Raw genomic sequence first — 25,234 nt, forward strand, 5'->3', positions numbered from 1 at the left:
TTAGCGGTCCACGTCGGCCATAACGAAGTCGATACTACCCAGGTACGCGATCAGGTCCGCGACCATGCTGCCGCGGATCACCGAAGGGATCTGCTGCAGGTGCGGGTAGCTTGGCGTACGAATCCGGGTGCGGTAGCTCATGGTGCCGCCATCGCTCGTCAGGTAATAACTGTTGATGCCCTTGGTCGCTTCGATCATCTGGAAGGATTCGTTGGCCGGCATGACCGGGCCCCACGAAACCTGCAGGAAGTGCGTGATCAGGGTTTCGATGTGCTGCAGCGTGCGCTCTTTGGGCGGCGGCGTGGTCAGCGGGTGATCCGCCTTGTACGGGCCTTCCGGCATGTTGCGCAGGCACTGGTCGATGATCCTGATGCTCTGGCGCATCTCTTCGACGCGAACCATGCAGCGGTCATAGGCATCGCCGTTGGCCGCCAGCGGCACTTCGAACTCGAAGTTCTGGTAGCCGGAGTACGGACGGGCCTTGCGCAGGTCGAAATCGCAACCGGTGGAACGCAGGCCGGCACCGGTGACGCCCCATTCCAGGGCTTCCTTGGTGTTGTAGGCGGCGACGCCGATGGTACGACCCTTGAGAATACTGTTCTGCAGGGCGGCCTTGGTGTATTCGTCCAGGCGCTTTGGCAGCCAGTCGACGAATTCCTTGACCAGCTTGTCCCAGCCGCGTGGCAGGTCGTGAGCGACACCACCGATGCGGTACCAGGCCGGGTGCAGGCGGAAGCCGGTGATGGCCTCGATCACCTTGTAGGCACGCTGGCGGTCGGTGAAGGTGAAGAACACCGGGGTCATGGCGCCAACGTCCTGGATGTAGGTACCCAGGAACAGCAGGTGGCTGGTGATCCGGAAGAACTCGGCCATCATGATGCGGATGGTGTCGACCCGGTCCGGCACCTTGATGCCGGCCAGTTTTTCCACCGAAAGCACGTACGGCAGGTTGTTCATCACCCCGCCGAGGTAGTCGATACGGTCGGTGTAGGGGATGAAACTGTGCCAGGACTGGCGCTCGGCCATCTTCTCGGCACCACGGTGGTGGTAGCCGATGTCCGGTACGCAGTCGACGATCTCTTCACCGTCCAGCTGCAGGACGATACGGAAGGCACCGTGGGCCGACGGGTGGTTCGGGCCGAGGTTGAGGAACATGTAGTCCTCGTTGGCACCGGAGCGCTTCATGCCCCAGTCTTCCGGATTGAAGCGCGCGGCTTCCTCTTCCAGTTGCTGCTTGGCCAGGGTCAGGCTGTAGGGATCGAACTCGGTGGCGCGGGCAGGGTAGTCCTTGCGCAGCGGGTGGCCTTCCCAGGTCGGCGGCATCATGATGCGCGACAGGTGCGGGTGGCCTTTGAAGTCGATGCCGAACATGTCCCAGACTTCGCGTTCGTTCCAGTTGGCGTTCGGCCAGATGCTGGTGACGCTTGGCAAGCTGAGGTCGCTTTCGGACAAGGCCACCTTGATCATCACGTCACTATTACGCTCGATCGAGAGCAGGTGATAGAAGACGCTGAAATCGGCAGCCGGCAAGCCCTGGCGCTTGGTACGCAGACGCTCGTCCACGCCGTGCAGGTCATAGAGCATGACGTACGGCTTGGGCAGGTTGCGCAGGAAGGTCAGGACTTCGACGAGTTGGGCGCGGCTCACCCACAGTACCGGCATGCCGGTACGGGTGGCCTGGGCGGTGAAGGCCTCGGCGCCAAAACGGTTATTCAGTTCGACGACCACATCCTGGTCGTCAGCCTTGTAGGGCGGGATGTACAGAGCACTGCCTGTAGTCATGGTTTTTTATCGCTTTCGGTCAACTAAAGAATGAAGCCAGGTACACGTTTCTTTATAAGAAGCAGAACTGGATCAGACTTCGTCGGGGCTGCGCAGGTTGGTCACCTGGATACGCTGTTCGCGGCGCTGTTCCTTTTGCGACGGCATCTCGGCACGGTAAATGCCCTGATCACCGACGACCCAGGAAAGTGGGCGACGCTCCTGGCCAATCGACTCTTGCAAGAGCATCAAGCCTTGCAGGAAAGCCTCGGGGCGGGGCGGGCAGCCGGGCACGTAGACGTCCACGGGCAGGAACTTGTCCACCCCCTGAACGACGGAGTAGATGTCGTACATGCCACCGGAGTTGGCACACGAGCCCATGGAAATCACCCACTTCGGTTCGAGCATCTGCTCGTACAGGCGCTGGATGATCGGCGCCATCTTGACGAAGCAGGTGCCGGCAATAACCATGAAGTCCGCCTGGCGTGGTGATGCCCGGATAACTTCGGCGCCGAAGCGTGCGATGTCGTGAGGCGCCGTGAAGGCGGTGGTCATCTCCACGTAGCAGCAGGACAAGCCGAAGTTGTACGGCCACAGGGAGTTCTTGCGCCCCCAGTTCACCGCGCCACTCAGCACGTCTTCCAGCTTGCCCATGAAAATGTTCTTGTGGACTTGATCCTCTAACGGATCGGCAACGGTTTCCCGCTGGCCAATCGGATATTGCTCGTTAGGAGCGTCCGGGTCGATTCTGGTGAGATTGTATTGCATTGCCAAAGCCTCATTGTTTCAGCTTCGCTTGCCTCTTGTGACGAGCTTCCGGAGCCCAATCAAGCGCCCCCACCCGGTAAAGGTAGACAAGACCTGCCAACAGAATTGCTATGAAAACGAGAGCTTCGACGAATCCGGTCCAGCCGCTTTCGCGGACGGACACAGACCATGCAAAGAGAAAGAGGGCTTCGATATCGAAGATCACGAACAGCATCGCGACCAGATAGAATTTGGCGGAGAGCCGCAGTCGGGCGCTACCGGTGGGCAGCATGCCGGATTCGAACGGTTCGTTCTTGCTGCGCCCCCAGGCTTTTGACCCGAGGAGGCTGGAAAGACCGAGCATGAAGGCACAGAGGCCGACGACGCCGAGCAGGAAAATGGCAAAGCCCCAGTTGTGGGCCATGAGTCCGGTCGCTTCGGTCATGCGGGTAATCCTTAACAGAGAGCCAGGTTCTCTGAGCTTGAAAAAAGTAACAAGGCAGTGACGATATGTCGCAGCGCCATCAATCCGGGTGATTTTATGGGTAAACACCAGGCAAGTAAATTTTCTATGGCGAAATTATTTATTGGAATAAGGACATAGTGACCTCTTGAGGGCCTGCAGGGCCTGTACTGCGGGCATTGGCCGGGTTTTTGTTAATTATGTTTTATCCAGGCTGTAACGAATAAAGCTATTTCTAAATGATAATCAATATTGTTTGTATTTGGCTGTAACAGCTCGCATGAGCGCGGCTGTTTCTAGTTGCAATATGAAGACTAGTTGAAAGTTGCGGGAAGGGCGGACGTTTTAATCGATTTGTCGTGAGCGAAGCGTGCGCCAGGTCAATGTTTGGGCGTTGTGTTGGTCATTCCGGCCCCTTCGCGGGCTGGATTTGAGGATTGTCACAGTTGAGCGTGTTGTGAGGTGGCCTTGTGGCGAGCGGGCTTGCCCGCGCTGGAGCGTAAAGCGCTCCCAAGCCTGACCACTGCGGTGTGCCAGGTGCATCGGGTTGTCAGGTTTTGCGGCTGCTGTGCAGCCGAGCGCAGGCAAGCCTGCTCGCCACAAGGGGATACTGTGCTTTTGCCATGGCCCGTTCGTGTCGCACGCAGTTCCCGCCGGCGCCCCCCCCCTGTAGGAGCCGGGCTTGCCCGCGAAGGGGCCCGTCAGCATTACGCAGTCATTACAGGCAAAAAAAATGCCCCGAACCAGTCGGGGCATCAGTCTGTCAGGCATTCCAGTTAGGTCTTACACGGTCTGGAATGGCCGCTTGCTCGGGTGACTCAGTGGAACTGCTCTTCTTCGGTCGAACCGGTCAGCGCGGTCACCGAGGAGGCGCCGCCCTGGATCACGGTGGTCATGTCGTCGAAGTAGCCGGTGCCCACTTCCTGCTGGTGCGCCACGAAGGTGTAGCCCTTGGCGGCGTCGGCGAACTCCTGCTCCTGCAGCTTCACGTAGGCGGTCATGTCGTTGCGGGCGTAGTCGTGCGCCAGGTTGAACATGCCGTGCCACATGTTGTGGATACCGGCCAGGGTGATGAACTGGTGCTTGTAGCCCATCGCCGACAGCTCGCGCTGGAACTTGGCGATGGTCGCGTCGTCCAGGTTCTTCTTCCAGTTGAAGGAAGGCGAGCAGTTGTACGACAGCAGTTGGTCCGGGTATTCCTTCTTGATCGCTTCGGCGAAGCGGCGTGCTTCGTCCAGGTCCGGCTTGGCGGTTTCGCACCAGATCAGGTCGGCATACGGCGCGTAGGCCAGGCCGCGGGCGATGGCCTGGTCGAGGCCGGCGCGAACCTTGTAGAAACCTTCCGGGGTACGGGTGCCGGTGACGAACGGCTGGTCGTACGGGTCGCAGTCGGAAGTCAGCAGGTCAGCGGCGTTGGCGTCGGTACGGGCCAGGATGATGGTCGGTACGCCGGCGACGTCAGCTGCCAGGCGCGCAGCGACCAGCTTCTGGACGGCTTCCTGGGTCGGCACCAGTACCTTGCCACCCATGTGGCCGCATTTCTTCACCGAGGCCAGTTGGTCTTCGAAGTGCACGCCGGCGGCGCCTGCTTCGATCATGTTCTTCATCAGCTCGTAGGCGTTCAGCACGCCGCCGAAACCGGCTTCGGCGTCAGCCACGATCGGCGCGAAGTAGTCGATGTAGCCTTCGTCGCCCGGGTTCTTGCCCGCCTTCCACTGGATCTGGTCGGCGCGGCGGAACGAGTTGTTGATGCGCTTGACCACGGTCGGCACGGAGTCGACAGGGTACAGCGACTGGTCGGGGTACATGGATTCGGCGGAGTTGTTGTCCGCGGCCACTTGCCAACCCGATAGGTAGATCGCCTGGATACCGGCTTTTACCTGTTGCACAGCCTGGCCACCGGTCAGGGCGCCCATGCAGTTGACGAAATCTTTATCCGGACGGAAGGACGGCTTGGCACCCTGGGTGACCAGCTTCCAGAGCTTCTCTGCACCCAGGCGGGCCAGGGTGTGCTCAGGCTGGATCGAGCCACGCAGACGAACTACGTCAGCAGCGGTGTAGGTGCGAGTCACGCCTTTCCAGCGCGGGTTCTCAGCCCAGTCTTTTTCAAGGGCTGCAATTTGCTGTTCGCGTGTCAGTGCCATGGACATAAACCTCGTCGCGTCTTCTGTCAAAAGTCGATCCTGGAGGGATCTCTTGTGGAAAGTTCCTTGCTCCACTGCATACCTGGCCTGGAAGGGCCTGGGCAGAGGCTGCGCGCTGACCAGAAGCTTAGGCGGTCGAGTCGGGTCTGGCGGGAAATGCGACGGGTGAACGATAGGCTCAAGGGGGAGACGAGCGAGGCGAGGGCGATCCCTGGGGCGCAGCGAGGCGTCGTGGGCCTGATGCTGGCTTCGGGGTTATTGCCGTTCTACCTGATTACGCTTCCGTCCCTCGGGACAACTTCGTTCCAGTCGCAATCTCGTCAAACACGCCTTGTGGGCGGTACAGACACGAATCGGCTCAGGTGGGTGGGTTAGAGCGGCGATCCGAAGGCCCTTGCCAGGGCCCCTGATTAGCGGGAGCGAGGCCATCATGCCTTCGGTTTCTGGGCACGTCAAACGTTTTGTAGTGCTTTTTTCAAGGCACTACATATTTGGTCTGATACGACTAGTCAGTCAGTTTTTGGTGCTTTAGTCCAAGCTGTCGACTTTCACCCGCAAGGTCATGTCATTACGGCTAGAGGTAGAGTAGCTGCGGGTTAGCGCCTGGCGGTCGGCCTGGCTCTGGCCATTGACGCCGGCCAGGGTGATCCATTCGCCGAGCGGTCCGCTGACGGTTGTGTCGGTACTTTGGACGTTCACTACATCCTGACGTTCCTGGCTCATCCGGTCACGGTTGGTACTGATAGCCAGGTGAACGGTGTTTCCGGTGACGCTGGCGGTGACGTAGAAGCCCTGGGTGACGTTGCGATATTGGGTCTGGGTTTGTGGGCGGCCGTAGGCGTCGAGCTGGCCGGTGCTGCTGGTCATCGGCACGCTCTGGCCAACCTGGATCAGCGCTGGCGTACCTTCGCTGGCCTGCACCTGCTGGATGCCGCCATCGCGGCTGTCGGTGCTGCGGCTGATGATGCGGGTCTGGCCCTGGCCGTTGATCGAGTAACCCTGGGCGCCCTGGTCGTTGTTTTCACTGGTGTCGACGCTGATCAGCAAGCGTCGGGCCGGTTTGTCCAGTTGCCCGATGAACTCACGCAGTTCGCCGATCTTGCGCGGTTCGGCATTGACGATCAGTTGGTTCTGGTAGGCGCTGACCTTACCATCCGGGCCGAGAAAGTTCTGTGCGACCGGCAGCAGATCGCTGCTGGTGCGGTAGTTCAGGGGAATGATTTCGGTAGCCGCTTGGACGCTGAAGGCGCAGGCCAGCAGCAGGCCGGTGAAGAGGGTGCGTAGGGACATGTCCGTTATCTCCGCGTATGACTGGGCGATACATCGAGTGTGATGCATTGAGTTTGACAGTTTCTCGGCGGTGGGGGAGGCAAATTGAATGGCAGACAGCAAAACGCCCCGTCATCGGGGCGTTTTGCCGGTGGGGCAGGCCGTGCCTGTCTGGTGGGCGGACCCTTTGTGGCGAGCGGGTTTGCCCGCGTTGGGCTGCAAGGCAGCCCCCAAACCATCCGCCTCGGTCCAGCTGACGTGCCAGGTACTCAGGCTTTAGGGCTGCTGCGCAGTCCAACGCGGGCAAGCCCGCTCGCCACAGAAACCTGCAGGCCCATCTCAGGCCGCGCCGCGCACCATGTCGACGTGGGGAATTCCCGCTTCGAGAAATTCCTCGCTGACGATGCTGAAGCCATGCCGTTCGTAGAACGCCGTGGCCTGCACCTGGGCACTGAGCATCTGCTGCTTGAGGCCGCGCTTCTCGGCTTCGTCGATCGCTGCCTGCAGCAGGGCGTCGCCGACCTTCAGGCCGCGCCAGTCACGCAGCACCGAAACCCGACCGATCTGCCCGTCGGGCAGCAGGCGGGCGGTGCCGATCGGAAAGTCGCCTTCGTGTGCCAGAAAATGCACGGCACCAGCGTCTTCCGCGTCCCACTCCAGCTCCGGGGGTACAGCTTGTTCGGCAATGAACACCGACTCACGAATGCGCCGAATCTCGGCGTTATCCTTTTGCCAGTCCGCGACACGTACGTGAATTCTATTCATCGGCAAATCCTACGCTTCCTTGTTTGACTAGCTCGCACAGCAGGCCGCGTCCGTCCTCGTCGTCGAGCCACGGGCCGAGGTTGTCGATGTGCAGGGCTTCGGCCGCGCAGATCATTTTCAGCAACTCGCGCAGCTTGCCCGGCAGGTAGCGGCTCTGGCCGCTGGCGAACAGCAGCAGGTCGTCATCGACTTCCGACCAGGCCAGGCGTGCGCTCGGGTTACGGATCAGTATGGCACCGTGCTGCAGGCCGGCGAGCAGGTCTTCTTCTTCCAGCTCCGGGCCGACCACCAGCTCAGGGTAGCGTGGCTCGGTCATGAACTGGCCGAACCAGGTCAGCAGTAGGCGTTCGTCGCTCATGTGCTCGGCGAGCAGGCTCTTGAGGCGGTCGAGGGCGTCGTGCTGGATCTGGTGCGGGTCGGCGGCCGGTTGGGCGTCGGCGTCGGTGTAGCGATCCTCGTCCGGCAGGAACTGGCTGAGGAAGTCGGTGAAGTGAGTCAGTACTTCAGCGGCGCTTGGCGCACGGAAGCCGACCGAGTAGGTCATGCAGTCGTCGATGGCGACGCCGCAGTGGGCCAGGCGTGGCGGCAGGTAGAGCATGTCGCCCGGTTCCAGTACCCAGCCGTCGGTTTCCTCGAAGTCGGCAAGAATGCGCAGGTCGGCGTGCTCCAGCAGGGCGCTGTCAGAGTCGCACATCTGGCCGATCTTCCAGTGACGCTTGCCCTTGCCTTGCAGCAGGAATACGTCGTAGTTGTCGAAGTGCGGACCCACGCTGCCACCTGGGGCGGCGAAGCTGATCATCACGTCGTCGATCCGCCAGCTTGGCAGGAAGCGGAAGTTTTCCAGCAGCTCGGCGACTTCCGGCACGAACTGGTCGACCGCCTGCACCAGCAGGGTCCACTCACGCTCCGGCAGTTGGCTGAAGGAATCTTCGGAGAACGGGCCGCGACGCAGCTCCCACGGACGCTCGCCGTGCTCGATGATCACGCGCGATTCGACTTCTTCTTCCAGGGCGAGGCCGGCCAGTTCGTCGGCATCGATCGGGCTTTCGAAGTCCGGGATCGCCTGGCGGATCAGCAGGGGTTTCTTTTGCCAGTAGTCGCGCAGGAATTCCCGGGCGGTGATTCCACCCAGAAGTTGCAGAGGAGTATCAGGATTCATGTGTAACCTATTGAAAAAACGTATTTTTCAGACTGGAATAAAAACGCCCGGCTCAGCCGGGCGCTCAGAGCGGGTGCCGTACGATCAGATACGCTGGGCCTGGGCCACGGCGTTGCCGATGTAGTTGGCCGGGGTCAGCTGTTTCAGCTCGGCCTTGGCGTCGGCAGGCATGTCGAGGCCGTCGATGAAAGTCTGCAGTGCTTCAGGGCTGATGCCCTTGCCGCGGGTCAGTTCTTTCAGTTTTTCGTACGGGTTCTCGATGTTGTAGCGACGCATGACGGTCTGGATCGGCTCGGCCAGGACTTCCCAGCAGGCGTCCAGGTCGGCAGCGATTTTCTGTTCGTTGATCTCCAGCTTGCCGATGCCCTTGAGGCTGGCTTCGTAGGCGATCACGCTGTGGGCGAAGCCGACACCGAGGTTGCGCAGTACGGTGGAGTCGGTCAGGTCACGCTGCCAGCGGGAGATCGGCAGCTTGCTCGCCAGGTGCTGGAACAGCGCGTTGGCGATGCCCAGGTTGCCTTCGGAGTTCTCGAAGTCGATCGGGTTGACCTTGTGCGGCATGGTCGAGGAGCCGATTTCGCCAGCGACGGTCTTCTGCTTGAAGTAGCCCAGGGAGATGTAGCCCCAGACATCACGGTCGAAGTCGATCAGGATGGTGTTGAAGCGGGCGATCGCGTCGAACAGCTCGGCAATGTAGTCGTGCGGTTCGATCTGGGTGGTGTAGGGGTTGAACACCAGGCCCAGCTCGTCTTCGATGAAGGCGCGGGCGTTGGCTTCCCAGTCCACTTGCGAGTAGGCCGACAGGTGGGCGTTGTAGTTGCCCACGGCACCGTTGATCTTGCCCAGCAGCGGCACGGCGGCCACTTGGGCGATCTGGCGCTCCAGGCGGTAGACGACGTTTGCCAGTTCCTTGCCCAGGGTAGTCGGCGAAGCCGGCTGGCCGTGGGTGCGCGACAACATCGGCACGGCGGCGAAGCGGTGGGCCAGCTCGCGGATCGATTCGGCGATCTGTCGCATCAGCGGCAGCAGCACGTCGTCGCGGCCTTCGCGCAGCATCAGGGCGTGGGACAGGTTGTTGATGTCCTCGCTGGTGCAGGCGAAGTGAATGAATTCGCTGACGGCAGCCAGTTCAGGCAGCTTGGCGGCCTGCTCCTTGAGCAGGTATTCGATGGCCTTGACGTCGTGGTTGGTGGTGCGCTCGATCTCTTTGACGCGCTCGGCGTGCTCCAGGGCGAAATCTTCGGCCAGGGTGTTGAGCACGGCGTTGGCTTCGGCGGAAAACGCCGGGACTTCGGTGATCGCCGGGTGGGCGGCCAGGCGCTGGAGCCAGCGGACTTCCACCAGGGCGCGGGCACGGATCAGGCCGTACTCACTGAAAATAGGGCGCAGGGCCTGGGTTTTGCCGGCGTAGCGGCCGTCAACAGGGGAAACCGCAGTGAGCGAAGAGAGCTGCATGGGGTGTTCTCGGACAGTCAGGCAACGAAATGGGGCGCGTATCATACATGAAAAAATCCGCCGGTCCGTTGCGAACTGACCGGCGTATCGCGCTTTTTAAAGCTCCGTTGATGGCCTCAGGCGCTACGCATCAACGGATAGAGTTCCTTGAGCAGCTTGCGGCGGCTGATCACCAGCTGCCAGCGATGGCCACCCAGTTGGCGCCACAGGCGCGCCGAACGGATGCCCGCCAGCAGCAGGGCGCGAATTTTCGAGGCATTGCTCGGCTGCTGCAGGTTGCGCATGTCGCCATGCACCTGGATGCGCTGGCGCAGGGTGCTGAGGGTGTCCTGGTACAGCGCACCGCAGGCCGCCACCACGTTTTCGTGGGCCGGACCGAAATGTTCGACTTGCGACTGGATCTGCGGCAGGCGTTTGCCGATGGTTTCCAGCATGTCCTCGCGCTTGGCCAATTGGCGTTCCAGGCCGAGCATCGATAACGCGTAGCGCAGCGGCTCGCGTTGCAGCACGCTGGGGTCGCGCTCGAGGGCACCGATCAGGGCGCGATAGCCGTCGCGCAGGTTGATGTCGTCACCGCCATAGACTTCCAGGGTGTCCTTGGGGTCGCGGATCAGCAGGCTGCCGAGCATGCAGCTGACCCCGGCTTCGCTGGACTGGCCGGTCTTGGCGATCCGGTCCACCAGTACCGCGGCGAGAAACACGCCGCCCAGGGCGGTCAATTGCTCCTGGGTCGGGCTCATGGGCGCGCTCCGCCCATTGCGGGCTCGGCTACCTCGATGACACCGCCGCCCAGGCAGATTTCGCCGTCGTAGAACACCACGGACTGGCCCGGGGTAACGGCGCGCTGAGGCTCGTCGAACACCGCGCGGTAACCATTGGCGGTCTTTTCCAGGGTGCAGTGCTGGTCGCCCTGGCGGTAGCGGACTTTCGCCGTCAGTTGGCGCGGGCTGCTCAGGTCGATCGGGTTGACCCAGTAGATTTCCGAGGCGAGCAGGGCGCTGGAGAACAGCCAGGGGTGTTCGTTGCCCTGGCCGACGATCAGCTCGTTGTGCTCCAGGTCCTTGCGCAGCACGTACCACGGCTCGTCGCCGGCGTCCTTCAGGCCGCCGATCCCGAGGCCCTGGCGCTGGCCGATGGTGTGGTACATCAAGCCGTGGTGGCGACCGATGACTTCGCCGTCGGTGGTCTTGATCTCGCCGGGCTGGGCTGGCAGGTATTGCTTGAGGAAGTCGCTGAAGCGCCGTTCGCCGATGAAGCAGATACCGGTGGAATCCTTTTTCTTCGCGGTGGCCAGGCCGTGTTTCTCGGCGATGGCACGGACTTCCGGCTTTTCCAGTTCGCCGACCGGGAACAGGGTCTTGGCGATCTGCTCGCCGCCAACGGCGTGCAGGAAATAGCTCTGGTCCTTGTTCGGGTCCAGGCCCTTGAGCAGCTCGGTGCGGCCATCGATATCGCGGCGGCGCACGTAGTGGCCGGTGGCGATCAGGTCGGCACCCAGGCTCAGGGCGTAGTCGAGGAACGCCTTGAACTTGATTTCGCGGTTGCAGAGGATGTCCGGGTTCGGCGTGCGTCCGGCCTTGTACTCGGCCAGGAAGTGTTCGAACACGTTGTCCCAGTATTCGGCGGCGAAGTTGGCGGTGTGCAGCTTGATACCGATCTTGTCGCACACGGCCTGGGCGTCCGCCAGGTCGTCCATGGCGGTGCAGTACTCCGTACCGTCGTCTTCCTCCCAGTTCTTCATGAACAGGCCTTCCACCTGGTAACCCTGCTCCATGAGCAGGACTGCGGAAACGGAAGAGTCCACGCCGCCGGACATGCCGACGATGACGCGCAGGTTTTCTGGGGCGGTGGCAGCTGGATCACGCATAGGGATTCAATGAGTGTCTTCGAAAAAGGACGCGATTCTAACAGGCCCGCGCCCGCAAGGCTAAAGGGAAGGGCGGATCAGTTCGAGACTGTGCAGGGGGCCGGCGAGATAATCGTCGACACAGCGGATGATCAGCTCGCTACGCCATTGCGGGCGCAGGGCCAGCAATTCGTCGCGGGTCAGCCAGCGCGGGCTGATAATACCGTGGTCCAACTGGTAGTCGGGTCGATGGCGTAGCGGTTTGCCAGCGAAGCATACGCGCTGGTAGGTCACGCCGTTGCTCGGGGCGGTGTACAGGTAGATGCCGATCACGCCACTGAGTTCGACGTCCCAGCCGGTTTCTTCCAGGGTTTCGCGCAGGGCGGCCTCGATCAGGCTTTCGTTTGGGTCGAGGTGGCCGGCCGGCTGGTTGAACACGGCCTGGCCGTCCTGCAATTCCTCGACGAACAGGAAGCGGCCCTGGTCCTCGATGACGGTGGCGACGGTGATGTGGGGTTGCCATTCCATAGAGTGAGCTTCTCCTCGAATGTGGAAACGCCGCCCCGACAAGCCCGGCTCCTGCAGGGGGCGGTTTATTTTGCCTTTGTGCAAACACAAACCCCGGCACGGGGCCGGGGCTTGTGGTACTGCCGGAGAGCTTACACCAGCGCAGCGATAGCCGCGTTCAGGGTCGTGCTCGGACGCATGGCCTGGCTGATCAGCTCGGCGCTGGCGTGGTAGTAGCCGCCGATGTCGACCGGCTTGCCCTGTACGGCGTTGAGCTCGGCAACGATTTTTGCCTCGTTCTCGGTCAGGGTTTTTGCCAGTGGAGCAAACTGGGCCTGCAGTGCAGCGTCCTCGGTCTGGGCGGCCAGGGCTTGAGCCCAGTACAGCGCCAGGTAGAAGTGGCTGCCGCGGTTGTCGATGTTGCCGACTTTGCGCGATGGCGACTTGTTGTTGTCGAGGAACTGGCCGGTAGCCTGGTCCAGGGTCTTGGACAGTACCAGTGCTTTCGGGTTGTTGTAGTTCACGCCCAGGTGCTCCAGGGAAGCGGCCAGGGCCAGGAACTCACCCAGGGAGTCCCAGCGCAGGAAGTTTTCTTCCAGCAGTTGCTGAACGTGCTTCGGCGCCGAACCACCCGCGCCGGTTTCGAACAGGCCGCCGCCATTCATCAGCGGGACGATCGACAGCATCTTGGCGCTGGTGCCCAGTTCCATGATCGGGAACAGGTCGGTCAGGTAGTCGCGCAGCACGTTACCGGTCACCGAGATGGTGTCCTTGCCGGCGCGGGTGCGGGCCAGGGTGGTCTTCATCGCGTCGACCGGCGACATGATCTGGATGTCCAGGCCATTGGTGTCGTGGTCCTTCAGGTAGGCCTGGACCTTCTCGATCACCACGCCGTCGTGGGCGCGCAGTGGGTCGAGCCAGAAGATCGCTGGCGTGCTGCTGGCGCGAGCGCGGTTGACGGCCAGTTTGACCCAATCCTGGATCGGCGCGTCCTTGGTCTGGCACATGCGGAAGATGTCGCCGGCTTCGACGTTCTGTTCCAGCAGGGTGCGACCGGTGCTGTCGGTCACGCGAACCACGCCATTGGCCTGGATCTGGAAGGTCTTGTCGTGGGAACCGTATTCTTCGGCTTTCTTCGCCATCAGGCCGACGTTCGGCACGCTGCCCATGGTGGTTGGGTCGAAGGCGCCGTTGGCCTTGCAGTCTTCGATGACCGCCTGGTAGATGGTGGCGTAGCAGCGATCCGGGATCACGGCCTTGGTGTCGTGCAGTTGACCGTCGGTGCCCCACATCTTGCCGGAGTCGCGGATCATGGCTGGCATCGAGGCGTCGACGATGACGTCGCTCGGCACGTGCAGGTTGGTGATGCCCTTGTCGGAGTTGACCATGGCCAGGGCTGGGCGAACGGCGTAGACCGCCTGGATGTCCGCTTCGATCTGTGCCTGCTGCTCGGCTGGCAGGGTCTTGATACGGGTGTACAGGTCGCCGATACCGTTGTTCAGGTTGAAGCCGATCTGTTCCAGAACTTCGGCATTCTTGGCCAGGGCGTCCTTGTAGTACTCGGCAACGATCTGGCCGAACATGATCGGGTCGGAGACCTTCATCATGGTCGCTTTCAGGTGAACCGACAGCAGTACGCCTTCGTTCTTGGCGGCTTCGATTTCAGCGGCGATGAAGCTGCGCAGGGCGTTCTTGCTCAATACGGCGCAGTCGAGGATTTCGCCAGCCTGGACGTTGGTTTTCTCTTTCAGGACGCTGGTGCTGCCGTCCTGGGCGATCAGTTCGATCTTGACGGTGCCAGCAGCCTCGATCAGTGCAGCCTTCTCGCTGCCGTAGAAGTCGCCGTTGCTCATGTGGGCAACGTGGGACTTGGAGTCGGCGGCCCAGGCGCCCATCTTGTGCGGGTGCTTGCGAGCGTAGTTCTTGACCGACAGCGGCGCGCGGCGGTCGGAGTTGCCTTCGCGCAGAACCGGGTTCACGGCGCTGCCCTTGACCTTGTCGTAGTGGGCGCGAGCGTCTTTCTCGGCGTCGTTGGTCACGGTTTCCGGGTAGTCCGGAACGTTGAAGCCCTGGGCCTGCAGTTCCTTGATCGCGGCCTGCAGTTGCGGTACCGAGGCGCTGATGTTCGGCAGCTTGATGATGTTGGCTTCAGGGGTGATGGCCAGTTCGCCCAGCTCGGCGAGGTGGTCCGGCACTGCTTTGGCGCCCAGCTGCTCGGGGAAGCTGGCGAGAATGCGTCCGGCCAGGGAGATGTCGCGGGTTTCCACGGCGATATCAGCCGAAGCGGTGAAGGCCTCTACGATAGGCAACAGTGAATAGGTGGCGAGGGCAGGAGCTTCGTCGGTGAAGGTGTAGATGATCTTCGAGCGGGTGGGCATATTCGGATTAACTCTCTTCTTTGCTAAAGCATGCGCAGAAACTAACTCGAGGTGCGCCGGATAAGCGCGTTCGTTCAAAATCGTCCATGAGCCGAAAATCGAAGTTTCTTCGCGGTGATGTTGGGTGCATCAGTCGAGCGTCAAGCGGTCGGGCTACGGTAGCGGCCCGGCTTTGGGCGCCAGTGCCTGGCTACATATCCTGTAACAGAGGCATCGGCCAGCGTGACCCTGTGGTCAGCGGCGCGAGTATACATAGGTTGCTGGCAAAACGCCGAGGGTTCATGCCGAACTCTTTTCGTCCATTGGTCTAAAGGTCGCACCCGAAAGGGTGGCGATACGCCGCATGTCGTGCTGGAGATTGGCGCTTTTACCTTTGATTTCAAGCTTGTACGCCGCGAAGTAAGCGCTTTTCAGGGTAAATGGGTGGGGGCGAGGTTTCCGTCTACATTTAACTGGGGTACGCTCGAACGCAGCCAGATGTTCAATCCATAGATGGAGTACAACATGGGATACAAGAAGATTCAGGTTCCAGCCGTCGGTGACAAAATCACCGTCAATGCAGACCACTCTCTCAATGTTCCTGATCACCCGATCATCCCTTTCATCGAGGGTGACGGGATTGGCGTCGATATCAGCCCGGTGATGATCAAGGTCGTCGATGCTGCTGTCGAAAAGGCTTACGGCGGCAAGCGCAAGATCTCATGGATGGAAGTCTATGCCGGCGAAAAGGCTACTCAAGTCTACGACCAGGACACCTGGCTGCCCCAGGAAACCCTGGATGCGGTCAAGGACTACGTGGTGTCCATCAAGGGCCCGCTGACCACGCCGGTGGGTGGTGGTATCCGCTCCCTCAACGTGGCCCTGCGCCAACAGCTCGACCTATATGTCTGCCTGCGTCCGGTGCGCTGGTTCGAAGGCGTGCCGAGCCCGGTGAAAAAACCAGGCGATGTCGACATGACGATCTTTCGCGAGAACTCCGAGGACATCTATGCCGGGATCGAGTGGAAGGCCGGCTCGCCGGAGGCGAACAAGGTCATCAAATTCCTCAAGGAAGAAATGGGTGTGACCAAGATCCGTTTCGACCAGGATTGCGGTATCGGCGTCAAGCCGGTGTCGAAGGAGGGCACCAAGCGCCTGGCGCGCAAGGCCCTGCAATACGTGGTCGACAACGATCGCAAGTCGCTGACCATCGTCCACAAGGGCAACATCATGAAGTTCACCGAGGGTGCCTTCAAAGAGTGGGCCTATGAAGTGGCGGCCGAGGAATTCGGCGCGACCCTGCTCGATGGCGGCCCCTGGATGCAGTTCAAGAACCCCAGGACCGGCCGCAACGTGGTAGTCAAGGACGCCATTGCCGATGCCATGCTCCAGCAGATCCTGCTGCGCCCGGCCGAGTACGACGTGATCGCCACCCTCAACCTGAATGGTGACTACCTGTCCGACGCCCTGGCGGCCGAGGTGGGCGGCATCGGTATCGCGCCGGGCGCCAACCTGTCCGACACCGTGGCGATGTTCGAGGCGACCCACGGTACCGCGCCGAAGTACGCCGGCAAGGACCAGGTCAACCCTGGCTCGCTGATCCTGTCCGCGGAAATGATGCTGCGCCACCTGGGCTGGACCGAGGCGGCCGACCTGATCATCAAGGGCACCAATGGCGCCATCGGTGCCAAGACCGTGACCTACGACTTCGAGCGCCTCATGGACGGTGCCAAGCTGGTGTCGTCGTCCGGCTTCGGTGATGCATTGATCGCGCACATGTAGAGGGATCGGCAATAAAAAACGCCCGGCTCAAGTGATTGAACCGGGCGTTTTCTTGCCTGGACATTCCAAGGATTCGAATCAGGCGCTGACGTTGCGCACCTTGGTCTTGGAAGCCAATGCTTTTTCGTCGGTTGGGGTCACTACGGCAGCGCTCTGTATATTGACCGCATGCAGACCTTTGGGGCCCTGGATGATCTCGAAGCTTACTGCCTGGCCAGCCTTGAGAGTTTTGTAGCCGTCCATCTGGATGGCTGAAAAGTGGGCAAACAAGTCTTCATCCTTGCCTTCTTCCAGGACGAAACCATAGCCCTTGGCGTTGTTGAACCACTTGACCTTACCGCTCGGCATGCTCATATCCCTCTGCGAACGACCCCATCACTGGAGTATCATCCAGTTCATCCTGCACTGCGTGAACCAGAAAAATGGTTGACGATATGGACCTTTATTACCCAATCTGGTCTCTATTGGTTGTAACACCGATTCGCCGATAGTCAAGGTGACCTCCTGGTCAGTATTGAAATGTGCCGAATCGTCCCCATCACTGTAACTGCTCAACTGACGAACCTTTCTTTCCATGCATGCAATCAGCCAGATTCGACTAACATTCAATCAGGACCGCCCGGAGTTCCACGACGACGATTCGGGCGTTGCCATGCAGGAGGCGAAGCCAGCGCTGCAGGCGCCACCGATGTACAAGGTGGTTTTGTTCAACGATGACTACACACCGATGGATTTCGTCGTCGAAGTGCTCGAGGTGTTTTTTAACTTGAATCGGGAGCTGGCCACCAAGGTCATGCTGGCGGTTCACACTGAAGGACGGGCAGTATGTGGAGTGTTTACCCGCGACATCGCCGAGACCAAGGCCATGCAGGTCAACCAGTACGCCAGGGAAAGCCAGCATCCGCTACTCTGTGAAATCGAGAAGGACGGTTAACGCCGACCAGTTGGGTATGAGGTGAACTATGTTAAACCGCGAGCTCGAAGTCACCCTCAATCTTGCCTTCAAGGAGGCCCGTTCGAAGCGTCATGAATTCATGACCGTCGAGCATCTCCTGCTGGCCCTTTTGGATAACGAGGCCGCCGCTACCGTTCTACGGGCTTGCGGTGCGAACCTCGACAAACTCAAGCATGATCTGCAGGAGTTCATCGACTCCACCACACCCCTGATCCCCGTGCATGACGAAGACCGTGAAACGCAGCCGACCCTGGGTTTCCAGCGCGTCCTGCAGCGCGCGGTGTTCCATGTGCAGAGCTCCGGCAAGCGTGAAGTGACCGGGGCCAACGTGCTCGTCGCGATCTTCAGCGAGCAGGAGAGCCAGGCGGTGTTCCTGCTCAAGCAGCAAAGCGTTGCGCGTATCGATGTCGTCAACTACATCGCCCATGGCATCTCCAAGGTGCCGGGGCATGGCGATCATTCCGAGGGCGAGCAGGAAATGCAGGACGAAGAGGGTGGTGAGTCTTCATCTTCAGGCAACCCGCTGGACGCGTATGCCAGCAACCTCAACGAGCTGGCCCGCCAGGGGCGTATCGATCCGCTGGTCGGGCGCGAGCAGGAAGTCGAGCGCGTGGCCCAGATCCTCGCGCGTCGGCGCAAGAACAACCCGTTGCTGGTGGGTGAGGCGGGTGTCGGCAAGACCGCCATCGCCGAAGGCCTGGCCAAGCGCATCGTCGACAACCAGGTGCCGGACCTGCTGGCCAGCAGCGTGGTCTACTCCCTCGACCTGGGTGCCCTGTTGGCCGGTACCAAGTACCGTGGCGACTTCGAGAAGCGCTTCAAGGCGCTGCTCGGCGAGCTGAAGAAGCGTCCGCAGGCGATCCTGTTCATCGACGAGATCCACACCATCATTGGCGCCGGTGCCGCGTCCGGTGGTGTCATGGATGCCTCCAACCTGCTCAAGCCGCTGCTGTCGTCGGGTGATATCCGTTGCATCGGCTCGACCACCTTCCAGGAATTCCGCGGTATTTTCGAGAAGGATCGGGCCTTGGCCCGGCGCTTCCAGAAGGTCGACGTGACCGAGCCGTCGGTCGAGGACACCATTGGTATCCTGCGCGGCCTGAAGGGGCGTTTCGAGCAGCATCACAACATCGAATACAGCGATGAAGCGTTGCGTGCGGCGGCCGAATTGGCCTCGCGCTACATCAATGACCGGCATATGCCGGACAAGGCCATCGATGTCATTGACGAGGCGGGTGCCTTCCAGCGCCTGCAGCCGGCCGACAAGCGCGTCAAGCGTATCGACGTGCCGCAGGTCGAGGACATCGTTGCGAAAATCGCGCGAATTCCGCCGAAACACGTCACCAGTTCCGACAAGGAGCTGCTGCGTAACCTCGAGCGTGACCTCAAGCTCACCGTGTTCGGCCAGGATGCGGCCATCGACTCGCTGTCGACTGCCATCAAGCTGTCCCGCGCCGGGCTGAAGTCGCCGGACAAGCCGGTCGGTTCGTTCCTGTTCGCTGGTCCCACCGGTGTCGGCAAGACCGAAGCGGCACGGCAGTTGGCCAAGGCGATGGGTATCGAGCTGGTGCGTTTCGACATGTCCGAATACATGGAGCGCCATACCGTGTCGCGCCTGATCGGTGCGCCTCCGGGTTATGTCGGTTTCGACCAGGGCGGCCTGCTGACCGAGGCCATCACCAAGCAGCCGCACTGCGTCCTGCTGCTCGATGAAATCGAGAAGGCTCACCCGGAAGTCTTCAACCTGCTGCTGCAGGTCATGGACCACGGTACCCTGACCGACAACAACGGGCGCAAGGCCGACTTCCGCAACGTGATCCTGATCATGACCACCAACGCCGGTGCCGAAACCGCAGCGCGGGCGTCGATTGGCTTCACGCATCAGGACCACTCTTCCGATGCCATGGAAGTGATCAAGAAGAGCTTCACGCCGGAGTTCCGCAACCGCCTGGACACCATCATCCAGTTCGGTCGCCTCAGTCACGAGGTGATCAAGAGCGTGGTGGACAAGTTCCTCACCGAACTGCAGGCGCAGCTGGAAGACAAGCGCGTACAGCTGGAAGTCACCGATGCGGCCCGCAGTTGGCTGGCCGAGGGCGGTTACGATTCGGCCATGGGTGCACGTCCAATGGCGCGCCTGATCCAGGACAAGATCAAGCGTCCGCTGGCCGAGGAGATCCTGTTTGGCGAGTTGTCCGAGCACGGCGGTGTGGTACACATCGACATCAAGGATGGCGAGCTGACCTTCGATTTCGAGACCACGGCTGAAATGGCTTGAGGTAAGGCAGTGATACAAAAATGCCCGGCGATGCCGGGCATTTTCGTTTGTGTTGGGTGTTTGTCGGGTGTTGCTTGTGTCGGCCTCTTCGCGGACAAGTCCGGCTCCTACAGGAATGTGCCGTACGCGAGTGCGGGCACGACGATGACTGTAGGAGCCGGGCTTGCCCGCGAAGACGCCAGTGGCATCGACATTGGTTTCAAGGGTTGGCCACTATCCCGATCCACACAAACAAAAACGCCCGGCAGTGCCGGGCGTCTTGTATCGACCTGATTAGCGAGCGCGGTAGGTGATGCGCCCTTTGCTCAAGTCGTAGGGCGTCAGCTCGACGCGCACTTTGTCACCGGTAAGAATACGGATGTAGTTCTTGCGCATCTTGCCGGAGATGTGCGCGGTTACGACGTGCCCATTTTCCAATTCCACGCGAAACATGGTGTTTGGCAGGGTGTCGACGACAGTGCCTTCCATTTCGAAGCTGTCTTCTTTCGACATGCAGTAAAGCCCTCGGTGTCCAGTGAATGGCCCGGTGCAACTGCGCCAGGCAAAAGCGGCGTGCATTGTGCCCGAAAAAGCACCTTCACGCCAAGTGGTTAGTGCCTTGCGGCGAAAATAACTATCTGATTCCAGCGCGCTTTGTCGCTGGAATAGAGGTGTTGCGGGTCGAGGAAGGGCTCAGTTGAGCGTGACCCAGCGTTGATTGATCAGCAGTTCGATTGGTCGGTACTGGGTCTTGTAGTTCATCTTCTTGCAGTTCTTGATCCAGTATCCCAGATAGACGGCGTCCAGGCCCAGGCGCAGGGTTTCGCCGATCTGCCAGAGAATGGCATAACGTCCCAGGCTGCGCCGTTCTTCCTCCGGCTCGTAGAAAGTGTACACCGCCGAGAGGCCGTTTGGCAGCAGGTCGGTTACCGCCACGGCCACCAGTCGGCCCTGCAGGCGAAATTCGTAGAAGCGCGAGAACGGCAGGTCGCGCACCAGGAAGGTCGAGAACTGGTCCCGGCTGGGCGGGTACATGTCGCCATCGGCGTGGCGCAGTTCGATGTAGCGCCGGTACAGCTCGAAATACTCTTCGCTGAAGTGCGGTTTGGTCGCCCGTACCTCAAGGTCCATGTTGCGCTTGAGAATGCGTTTCTGCTGGCGATTGGGCATGAACTGCGCCGCAGGGATGCGCGCCGGCACGCAGGCGTTGCAGTTCTGGCAATGAGGCCGGTAGAGATGATCGCCACTACGACGAAAACCCATTTCCGACAGGTCTGCGTAGACATGCACGTCCATGGGCTGGCTAGGATCGAGGAACAGCGTGGTCGCCTGCTCCTCGGGCAGATAGCTGCAAGAGTGGGGTTGAGTGGCATAAAACTTCAAACGCGCCAGCTCGGTCATGATCAACCCTCGGGATAATCTTTGAATTGCATTGAATCAAGTGTAAGCCAGCCTGGGAAAACACGCCTAGGCGCTGTATGAAGGTTACTTGATCATCGTGTGATTTTCCGGCTTGCCATCTCTACGGCGTGGCTTGCCACGAAGCGCTGTTGGGTTGGTCCAGGTGTTCCTCCAGGTATCGGGCGAATTCGCTGCGGGGGATGGCCCGGGCGCCGAGGCTGTGCAGGTGAACGGTGGGCATCTGGCAATCGATCAGGACGAAACCCGCGTGCTTGAGGTGGTCGACCAGAGTGGCGAAACCGACTTTCGAGGCATTGTCGGCGCGGCTGAACATGGATTCACCGAAAAACAACTGGCCCATCGCCAGGCCATAGAGGCCGCCGACCAGTTCGCCCTGGTCCCAGACTTCGACCGAATGGGCAAAGCCGCGCTCGTGCAGTCGCAGGTAGGCGGACTGCATGGCCTCGGTGATCCAGGTGCCGTCGGCATAGGCGCGAGGTGCCGCGCAGGCGTGGATCACGGCGGCGAAGTCGCGATCGAAGGTCACCTGGTAGCGTTGCTGGCGCAGCACCTTGGCCAGGCTGCGGGAAACATGCAGTTCTTCGGGGAACAGCACGGTGCGCGGGTCCGGCGACCACCAGAGGATCGGCTGGCCTTCGGAAAACCACGGGAAGCAGCCGTGACGGTAGGCCTGGACCAGGCGCTCGGCGCTGAGGTCACCACCGGCTGCCAGCAGGCCGTTGGGTTCGCGCATGGCCTTGGCCAGCGGGGGGAAGCTCAGGTTGTCGCGTTGTAACCAGGTCAGCATGGCAATTCTTGGCTTGAAGAGAAGAGGGGAGGGCGGTATTGGTTATCAATCAATGGCCGCTGTTGCAACTCCGCGCTGTGAATGTGGTCGTAGACGATCTCGCTCTCGAAACGTTCAACGTGTTTCAGATCGGGTACGAATGTTCGTGTGAACACCTCATAAGCCTTTGTCACACAAGAGAATGCATGCTCAAATTGAACAGTATGAGCAGTGCTGCCGGTTATGCTACACCCAAGCGGTAACGGCGTGGCTTCAAGCGCGCAAACCCGTACAATGTTCATCATGTAACGATGATGGTTTCCGGGTTGGCAACTACCGAGAACAAGAGGCTGATATTCAAAATAGCCGCGGTTTTGCCGGATAACTGTTCACTTGCCCTGAATGGGCAGTATTTTGTCGTCAATCAACAGCTGGGCGCGCCTCGGGCGCAGGAAAAGACGCGTTTTGAAGAAATCCACCGCAACACCGCCTAAAGCAGTCGTGCCGCTCTGGCGCCAGCAACTGCATTATCGCCTCAAGGAGGGCGCGCTGATTGCCATCGGCGCTTTGTGCCTGTTCCTGATGATGGCCTTGCTGACTTATGGCAAGGATGATCCGGGCTGGAGTCATAACAGCAAGATCGATGACGTGCAGAACTTCGGCGGGCCCGCCGGTTCCTACAGCGCCGATATCCTGTTCATGGTGTTGGGCTACTTCGCCTATGTATTTCCATTGCTGTTGGCGATCAAGACCTATCAGATCTTCCGCCAGCGCCATGAACCCTGGCAGTGGAGCGGCTGGCTGTTTTCCTGGCGCCTGATCGGCCTGGTGTTCCTGGTGTTGTCCGGCGCCGCGCTGGCGCATATCCACTTTCATTCGCCGACCGGCCTGCCCGCCGGCGCTGGCGGTGCGCTAGGCGAAAGCCTCGGTGACCTGGCGCGCAACGCCTTGAATATCCAGGGCAGCACACTGCTGTTCATTGCTCTGTTCCTGTTCGGGCTCACGGTATTCACCGACCTGTCGTGGTTCAAGGTGATGGATGTCACCGGCAAGATCACCCTCGACCTGTTCGAGCTGTTCCAGGGCGCGCTGAACCGCTGGTGGGCGGCGCGCACCGAGCGCAAGCAACTGGTGGCGCAACTGCGTGAGGTCGATGACCGAGTCCACGAAGTGGTTGCCCCGGCGGTGCCCGACAAACGCGAGCAGGCCAAGGTCAAGGAGCGCCTGATCGAGCGTGAGCAGGCCCTGAGCAAGCACATGTCCGAGCGCGAGAAACAGGTGCCGCCGGTCATCATGCCGGCGCCGGTCAAGCCGCCGCAGCCGAGCAAGCGGGTGGAGAAAGAGAAGCAGGCGCCGCTGTTCGTCGACAGTGCGATCGAAGGTACCTTGCCGCCCATCTCCATCCTCGATGCCGCGGAGAAAAAGCAGCTCAATCACTCTCCGGAGTCCCTGGCGGCCGTCGGCCATCTCCTGGAAATCAAGCTCAAGGAGTTCGGGGTCGAGGTGTCGGTGGATTCGATCCATCCGGGGCCGGTCATTACCCGTTACGAAATCCAGCCGGCAGCCGGCGTGAAGGTCAGCCGTATCGCCAACCTGGCCAAGGACCTGGCGCGTTCGCTGGCAGTGACCAGCGTGCGGGTGGTGGAAGTCATCCCTGGCAAGACCACTGTCGGTATCGAGATTCCCAACGAAGACCGCCAGATCGTGCGTTTCTCCGAAGTGCTGTCGACGCCCGAGTACGACAACTTCAAGTCGCCGGTCACCCTGGCCCTGGGGCATGACATCGGTGGCCGGCCGGTCATCACCGACCTGGCGAAGATGCCGCACCTGCTGGTGGCCGGTACCACCGGTTCCGGTAAGTCGGTGGGGGTCAACGCCATGATCCTGTCGATCCTGTTCAAGTCCGGTCCGGATGATGCCAAGCTGATCATGATCGACCCGAAGATGCTCGAACTGTCGATTTACGAAGGCATTCCGCACCTGCTGTGCCCGGTGGTCACCGACATGAAGGATGCCGCCAACGCCCTGCGCTGGAGCGTCGCCGAGATGGAGCGACGCTACAAGCTGATGGCGAAGATGGGCGTGCGCAACCTGTCGGGTTTCAACGCCAAGATCAAGGAAGCCCAGGACCGCGGCGAGCCGATTCCGGACCCGTTGTACAACCGCGAAAGCATCCACGACGAAGCGCCGTTGCTGACCAAGCTGCCGACCATCGTGGTGGTGGTCGACGAATTCGCCGACATGATGATGATCGTCGGCAAGAAGGTCGAGGAACTGATCGCCCGTATCGCCCAGAAGGCTCGGGCTGCCGGTATCCACCTGATCCTGGCGACCCAGCGGCCGTCGGTGGACGTGATCACCGGCCTGATCAAGGCCAACATCCCGACCCGCATGGCGTTCCAGGTGTCGAGCAAGATCGACTCGCGGACCATCATCGACCAGGGCGGCGCCGAGCAGTTGCTGGGCCACGGTGACATGCTCTACATGCCGCCGGGCACCAGCCTGCCGATTCGTGTCCACGGCGCCTTCGTTTCCGACGACGAGGTGCATCGGGTGGTCGAGGCCTGGAAGCTGCGCGGCGCGCCGGAGTACAACGACGACATCCTCAACGGTGTCGAAGAGGCCGGCAGTGGCTTCGAGAATGGCGGCGGTGGCGGTGGTGAAGATGACGCCGAGACCGATGCGCTCTATGACGAAGCGGTCCAGTTCGTCCTGGAAAGCCGCCGGGCCTCGATTTCCGCGGTCCAGCGCAAGCTGAAGATCGGCTACAACCGGGCTGCCCGGATGATCGAGGCGATGGAAATGGCCGGCGTGGTAACCGCCATGAACACCAACGGTTCGCGTGAAGTGATTGCGCCCGGACCGATGCGCGACTGATCCTGTGCCGCATGAGATCATGCGGCATCTCCTTCAAACGAATTCCATGAGGACTCCCATGCGTGTTATTCGCATGCTGTTGTTGCCGGTTCTGGCCCTGACCACCTTGTCGGCCCACGCCGATCAGAAGGATGTGGCGCGCCTGACGCAGTTGCTCGAAAAATCCCAGACCCTGACCGCGCGCTTCTCGCAGCTGACCCTGGATGGCAGCGGTACCCAGTTGCAGGAAACTGCTGGCGAGATGTCCCTCAAGCGTCCGGGCCTGTTCTACTGGCACACCGATGCTCCGCAGGAGCAGACCATGGTCTCCGATGGCCAGAAGGTCACCCTGTGGGACCCGGATCTTGAACAGGTGACCATCAAGAAGCTCGATCTGCGCCTGACCCAGACTCCGGCCCTGCTGTTGTCCGGTGACGTGTCGAAGATCAGCGAAAGCTTCGACATCAGCGCCAAGGAAGCCGGCGGCGTGATCGACTTCGTGCTCAAGCCGAAAACCAAGGACACCCTGTTCGACAGCCTGCGCCTGTCGTTCCGCAACGGCCTGGTCAACGACATGCAGTTGATCGACAGCGTTGGCCAGCGTACCAATCTGCTGTTTACCGCGGTCAAGGCCAACGAGCCGATCGACGCCGCGCGCTTCAAGTTCGACATCCCCAAGGGTGCTGACGTCATCCAGGAATAAAGAGGTTTCAAACGCAGCCC

Annotated in this window: 21 protein-coding genes; 5 read left to right on the top strand and 16 right to left on the bottom strand. The window is 60.9% G+C overall.

Annotated features, from left to right (window positions below; genetic code table 11):
- The 12 genes from nuoC to AC6I6U_RS14465 form a co-directional block, all read right to left on the bottom strand.
- Window positions 1-1,782, bottom strand: a complete 1,782-nt coding sequence (gene nuoC, locus AC6I6U_RS14410) for an NADH-quinone oxidoreductase subunit C/D (RefSeq protein WP_497882576.1) — start codon at window positions 1,780-1,782, stop codon at window positions 1-3.
- A gap of 72 nt (window positions 1,783-1,854) precedes the next feature.
- Entirely contained in the window at window positions 1,855-2,529 is a 675-nt protein-coding gene (locus AC6I6U_RS14415) for a NuoB/complex I 20 kDa subunit family protein (RefSeq protein ID WP_010444608.1), read from the bottom strand.
- A gap of 10 nt (window positions 2,530-2,539) precedes the next feature.
- Window positions 2,540-2,953: an NADH-quinone oxidoreductase subunit A gene (locus AC6I6U_RS14420; protein ID WP_497882577.1), complete on the bottom strand. Its 414-nt coding sequence runs from the start codon at window positions 2,951-2,953 to the stop codon at window positions 2,540-2,542.
- Between the two features lie 836 nt (window positions 2,954-3,789).
- Window positions 3,790-5,115 (bottom strand): isocitrate lyase, encoded by a 1,326-nt coding sequence (gene aceA / locus AC6I6U_RS14425; protein ID WP_497882578.1) that lies wholly within the window; start codon window positions 5,113-5,115, stop codon window positions 3,790-3,792.
- Window positions 5,116-5,643: 528 nt separating this feature from the next.
- A complete protein-coding gene (locus tag AC6I6U_RS14430; protein ID WP_497882579.1) occupies window positions 5,644-6,405 on the bottom strand; it encodes a secretin N-terminal domain-containing protein in 762 nt (253 codons plus the stop codon).
- A 318-nt stretch (window positions 6,406-6,723) separates the two neighbouring features.
- Window positions 6,724-7,149 carry a GNAT family N-acetyltransferase gene (locus AC6I6U_RS14435; protein ID WP_497882580.1) on the bottom strand — a complete coding sequence of 142 codons (426 nt, stop codon included), beginning with the start codon at window positions 7,147-7,149 and terminating at the stop codon, window positions 6,724-6,726.
- Window positions 7,142-8,308 carry a ribosomal protein uL16 3-hydroxylase gene (locus tag AC6I6U_RS14440; protein WP_497882581.1) on the bottom strand — a complete coding sequence of 389 codons (1,167 nt, stop codon included), beginning with the start codon at window positions 8,306-8,308 and terminating at the stop codon, window positions 7,142-7,144. The genes AC6I6U_RS14435 and AC6I6U_RS14440 overlap by 8 nt, the downstream gene beginning before the upstream one ends.
- Window positions 8,309-8,392: 84 nt before the next feature.
- On the bottom strand, window positions 8,393-9,763 hold the full coding sequence (purB, locus tag AC6I6U_RS14445; protein ID WP_497882582.1) for an adenylosuccinate lyase: 1,371 nt from the start codon (window positions 9,761-9,763) through the stop codon (window positions 8,393-8,395).
- Between the two features lie 116 nt (window positions 9,764-9,879).
- Complete coding sequence (gene hflD / locus AC6I6U_RS14450) at window positions 9,880-10,503, bottom strand: high frequency lysogenization protein HflD (protein WP_497882583.1); 624 nt, start codon at window positions 10,501-10,503, stop codon at window positions 9,880-9,882.
- The gene (mnmA, locus tag AC6I6U_RS14455; RefSeq protein ID WP_497882584.1) at window positions 10,500-11,630 is read right to left on the bottom strand and encodes a tRNA 2-thiouridine(34) synthase MnmA; all 1,131 of its coding nucleotides are present in this window, start codon (window positions 11,628-11,630) and stop codon (window positions 10,500-10,502) included. Before mnmA ends, hflD begins: the two co-directional genes overlap by 4 nt.
- A 60-nt stretch (window positions 11,631-11,690) precedes the next feature.
- The gene (locus tag AC6I6U_RS14460) at window positions 11,691-12,137 is read right to left on the bottom strand and encodes an NUDIX hydrolase (protein WP_497882585.1); all 447 of its coding nucleotides are present in this window, start codon (window positions 12,135-12,137) and stop codon (window positions 11,691-11,693) included.
- A 131-nt stretch (window positions 12,138-12,268) separates the two neighbouring features.
- Window positions 12,269-14,494: an NADP-dependent isocitrate dehydrogenase gene (locus tag AC6I6U_RS14465; protein WP_497882586.1), complete on the bottom strand. Its 2,226-nt coding sequence runs from the start codon at window positions 14,492-14,494 to the stop codon at window positions 12,269-12,271.
- A 504-nt stretch (window positions 14,495-14,998) separates the two neighbouring features.
- Between AC6I6U_RS14465 and icd the strand changes: the two genes are divergently transcribed.
- Entirely contained in the window at window positions 14,999-16,255 is a 1,257-nt protein-coding gene (gene icd, locus AC6I6U_RS14470) for an NADP-dependent isocitrate dehydrogenase (protein WP_497882587.1), read from the top strand.
- Between the two features lie 78 nt (window positions 16,256-16,333).
- Here the strand turns inward: icd and cspD are convergent, their stop codons facing one another.
- Entirely contained in the window at window positions 16,334-16,603 is a 270-nt protein-coding gene (gene cspD, locus AC6I6U_RS14475) for a cold shock domain-containing protein CspD (protein WP_497882588.1), read from the bottom strand.
- A gap of 226 nt (window positions 16,604-16,829) precedes the next feature.
- Between cspD and clpS the strand changes: the two genes are divergently transcribed.
- Window positions 16,830-17,189 (top strand): ATP-dependent Clp protease adapter ClpS, encoded by a 360-nt coding sequence (gene clpS, locus AC6I6U_RS14480; RefSeq protein WP_497882589.1) that lies wholly within the window; start codon window positions 16,830-16,832, stop codon window positions 17,187-17,189.
- Between the two features lie 28 nt (window positions 17,190-17,217).
- On the top strand, window positions 17,218-19,488 hold the full coding sequence (gene clpA / locus AC6I6U_RS14485; protein WP_497882590.1) for an ATP-dependent Clp protease ATP-binding subunit ClpA: 2,271 nt from the start codon (window positions 17,218-17,220) through the stop codon (window positions 19,486-19,488).
- Between the two features lie 273 nt (window positions 19,489-19,761).
- Here clpA and infA read toward each other — a convergent pair whose 3' ends face one another.
- The 3 genes from infA to aat form a co-directional block, all read right to left on the bottom strand.
- The gene (gene infA / locus AC6I6U_RS14490) at window positions 19,762-19,980 is read right to left on the bottom strand and encodes a translation initiation factor IF-1 (RefSeq protein WP_002553999.1); all 219 of its coding nucleotides are present in this window, start codon (window positions 19,978-19,980) and stop codon (window positions 19,762-19,764) included.
- A 180-nt stretch (window positions 19,981-20,160) separates the two neighbouring features.
- The gene (locus tag AC6I6U_RS14495) at window positions 20,161-20,868 is read right to left on the bottom strand and encodes an arginyltransferase (protein ID WP_497882591.1); all 708 of its coding nucleotides are present in this window, start codon (window positions 20,866-20,868) and stop codon (window positions 20,161-20,163) included.
- Window positions 20,869-20,989: 121 nt separating this feature from the next.
- Entirely contained in the window at window positions 20,990-21,676 is a 687-nt protein-coding gene (gene aat, locus AC6I6U_RS14500; RefSeq protein ID WP_497882592.1) for a leucyl/phenylalanyl-tRNA--protein transferase, read from the bottom strand.
- A 381-nt stretch (window positions 21,677-22,057) separates the two neighbouring features.
- Here aat and AC6I6U_RS14505 point away from each other — a divergent pair, with 381 nt between their 5' ends.
- Both AC6I6U_RS14505 and lolA read left to right on the top strand, forming a co-directional pair.
- The gene (locus tag AC6I6U_RS14505) at window positions 22,058-24,532 is read left to right on the top strand and encodes a DNA translocase FtsK (RefSeq protein WP_497882593.1); all 2,475 of its coding nucleotides are present in this window, start codon (window positions 22,058-22,060) and stop codon (window positions 24,530-24,532) included.
- 58 nt (window positions 24,533-24,590) lie between these two features.
- Window positions 24,591-25,214, top strand: a complete 624-nt coding sequence (gene lolA / locus AC6I6U_RS14510; protein ID WP_497882594.1) for an outer membrane lipoprotein periplasmic chaperone LolA — start codon at window positions 24,591-24,593, stop codon at window positions 25,212-25,214.
- The last annotated feature ends 20 nt before the right edge of the window (window positions 25,215-25,234 follow it).

This window comes from Pseudomonas sp. UTLPPB19802, from assembly GCF_059730225.1.

Excerpts from the sequence above, each read along its gene's own strand:
- AC6I6U_RS14465 (WP_497882586.1), bottom strand. The coding sequence starts at position 14,494 with ATGCCCACCCGCTCGAAGATCATCTACACCTTCACCGACGAAGCTCCT.
- hflD (WP_497882583.1), bottom strand. The coding sequence starts at position 10,503 with ATGAGCCCGACCCAGGAGCAATTGACCGCCCTGGGCGGCGTGTTTCTC.
- AC6I6U_RS14495 (WP_497882591.1), bottom strand. The coding sequence starts at position 20,868 with ATGACCGAGCTGGCGCGTTTGAAGTTTTATGCCACTCAACCCCACTCT.
- nuoC (WP_497882576.1), bottom strand. The coding sequence starts at position 1,782 with ATGACTACAGGCAGTGCTCTGTACATCCCGCCCTACAAGGCTGACGAC.
- AC6I6U_RS14420 (WP_497882577.1), bottom strand. The coding sequence starts at position 2,953 with ATGACCGAAGCGACCGGACTCATGGCCCACAACTGGGGCTTTGCCATT.
- lolA (WP_497882594.1), top strand. The coding sequence starts at position 24,591 with ATGCGTGTTATTCGCATGCTGTTGTTGCCGGTTCTGGCCCTGACCACC.
- AC6I6U_RS14460 (WP_497882585.1), bottom strand. The coding sequence starts at position 12,137 with ATGGAATGGCAACCCCACATCACCGTCGCCACCGTCATCGAGGACCAG.
- mnmA (WP_497882584.1), bottom strand. The coding sequence starts at position 11,630 with ATGCGTGATCCAGCTGCCACCGCCCCAGAAAACCTGCGCGTCATCGTC.
- AC6I6U_RS14440 (WP_497882581.1), bottom strand. The coding sequence starts at position 8,308 with ATGAATCCTGATACTCCTCTGCAACTTCTGGGTGGAATCACCGCCCGG.
- infA (WP_002553999.1), bottom strand. The coding sequence starts at position 19,980 with ATGTCGAAAGAAGACAGCTTCGAAATGGAAGGCACTGTCGTCGACACC.
- clpS (WP_497882589.1), top strand. The coding sequence starts at position 16,830 with ATGCATGCAATCAGCCAGATTCGACTAACATTCAATCAGGACCGCCCG.
- icd (WP_497882587.1), top strand. The coding sequence starts at position 14,999 with ATGGGATACAAGAAGATTCAGGTTCCAGCCGTCGGTGACAAAATCACC.
- AC6I6U_RS14435 (WP_497882580.1), bottom strand. The coding sequence starts at position 7,149 with ATGAATAGAATTCACGTACGTGTCGCGGACTGGCAAAAGGATAACGCC.
- cspD (WP_497882588.1), bottom strand. The coding sequence starts at position 16,603 with ATGCCGAGCGGTAAGGTCAAGTGGTTCAACAACGCCAAGGGCTATGGT.
- aceA (WP_497882578.1), bottom strand. The coding sequence starts at position 5,115 with ATGGCACTGACACGCGAACAGCAAATTGCAGCCCTTGAAAAAGACTGG.
- clpA (WP_497882590.1), top strand. The coding sequence starts at position 17,218 with ATGTTAAACCGCGAGCTCGAAGTCACCCTCAATCTTGCCTTCAAGGAG.
- aat (WP_497882592.1), bottom strand. The coding sequence starts at position 21,676 with ATGCTGACCTGGTTACAACGCGACAACCTGAGCTTCCCCCCGCTGGCC.
- AC6I6U_RS14415 (WP_010444608.1), bottom strand. The coding sequence starts at position 2,529 with ATGCAATACAATCTCACCAGAATCGACCCGGACGCTCCTAACGAGCAA.
- purB (WP_497882582.1), bottom strand. The coding sequence starts at position 9,763 with ATGCAGCTCTCTTCGCTCACTGCGGTTTCCCCTGTTGACGGCCGCTAC.
- AC6I6U_RS14430 (WP_497882579.1), bottom strand. The coding sequence starts at position 6,405 with ATGTCCCTACGCACCCTCTTCACCGGCCTGCTGCTGGCCTGCGCCTTC.
- AC6I6U_RS14505 (WP_497882593.1), top strand. The coding sequence starts at position 22,058 with ATGGGCAGTATTTTGTCGTCAATCAACAGCTGGGCGCGCCTCGGGCGC.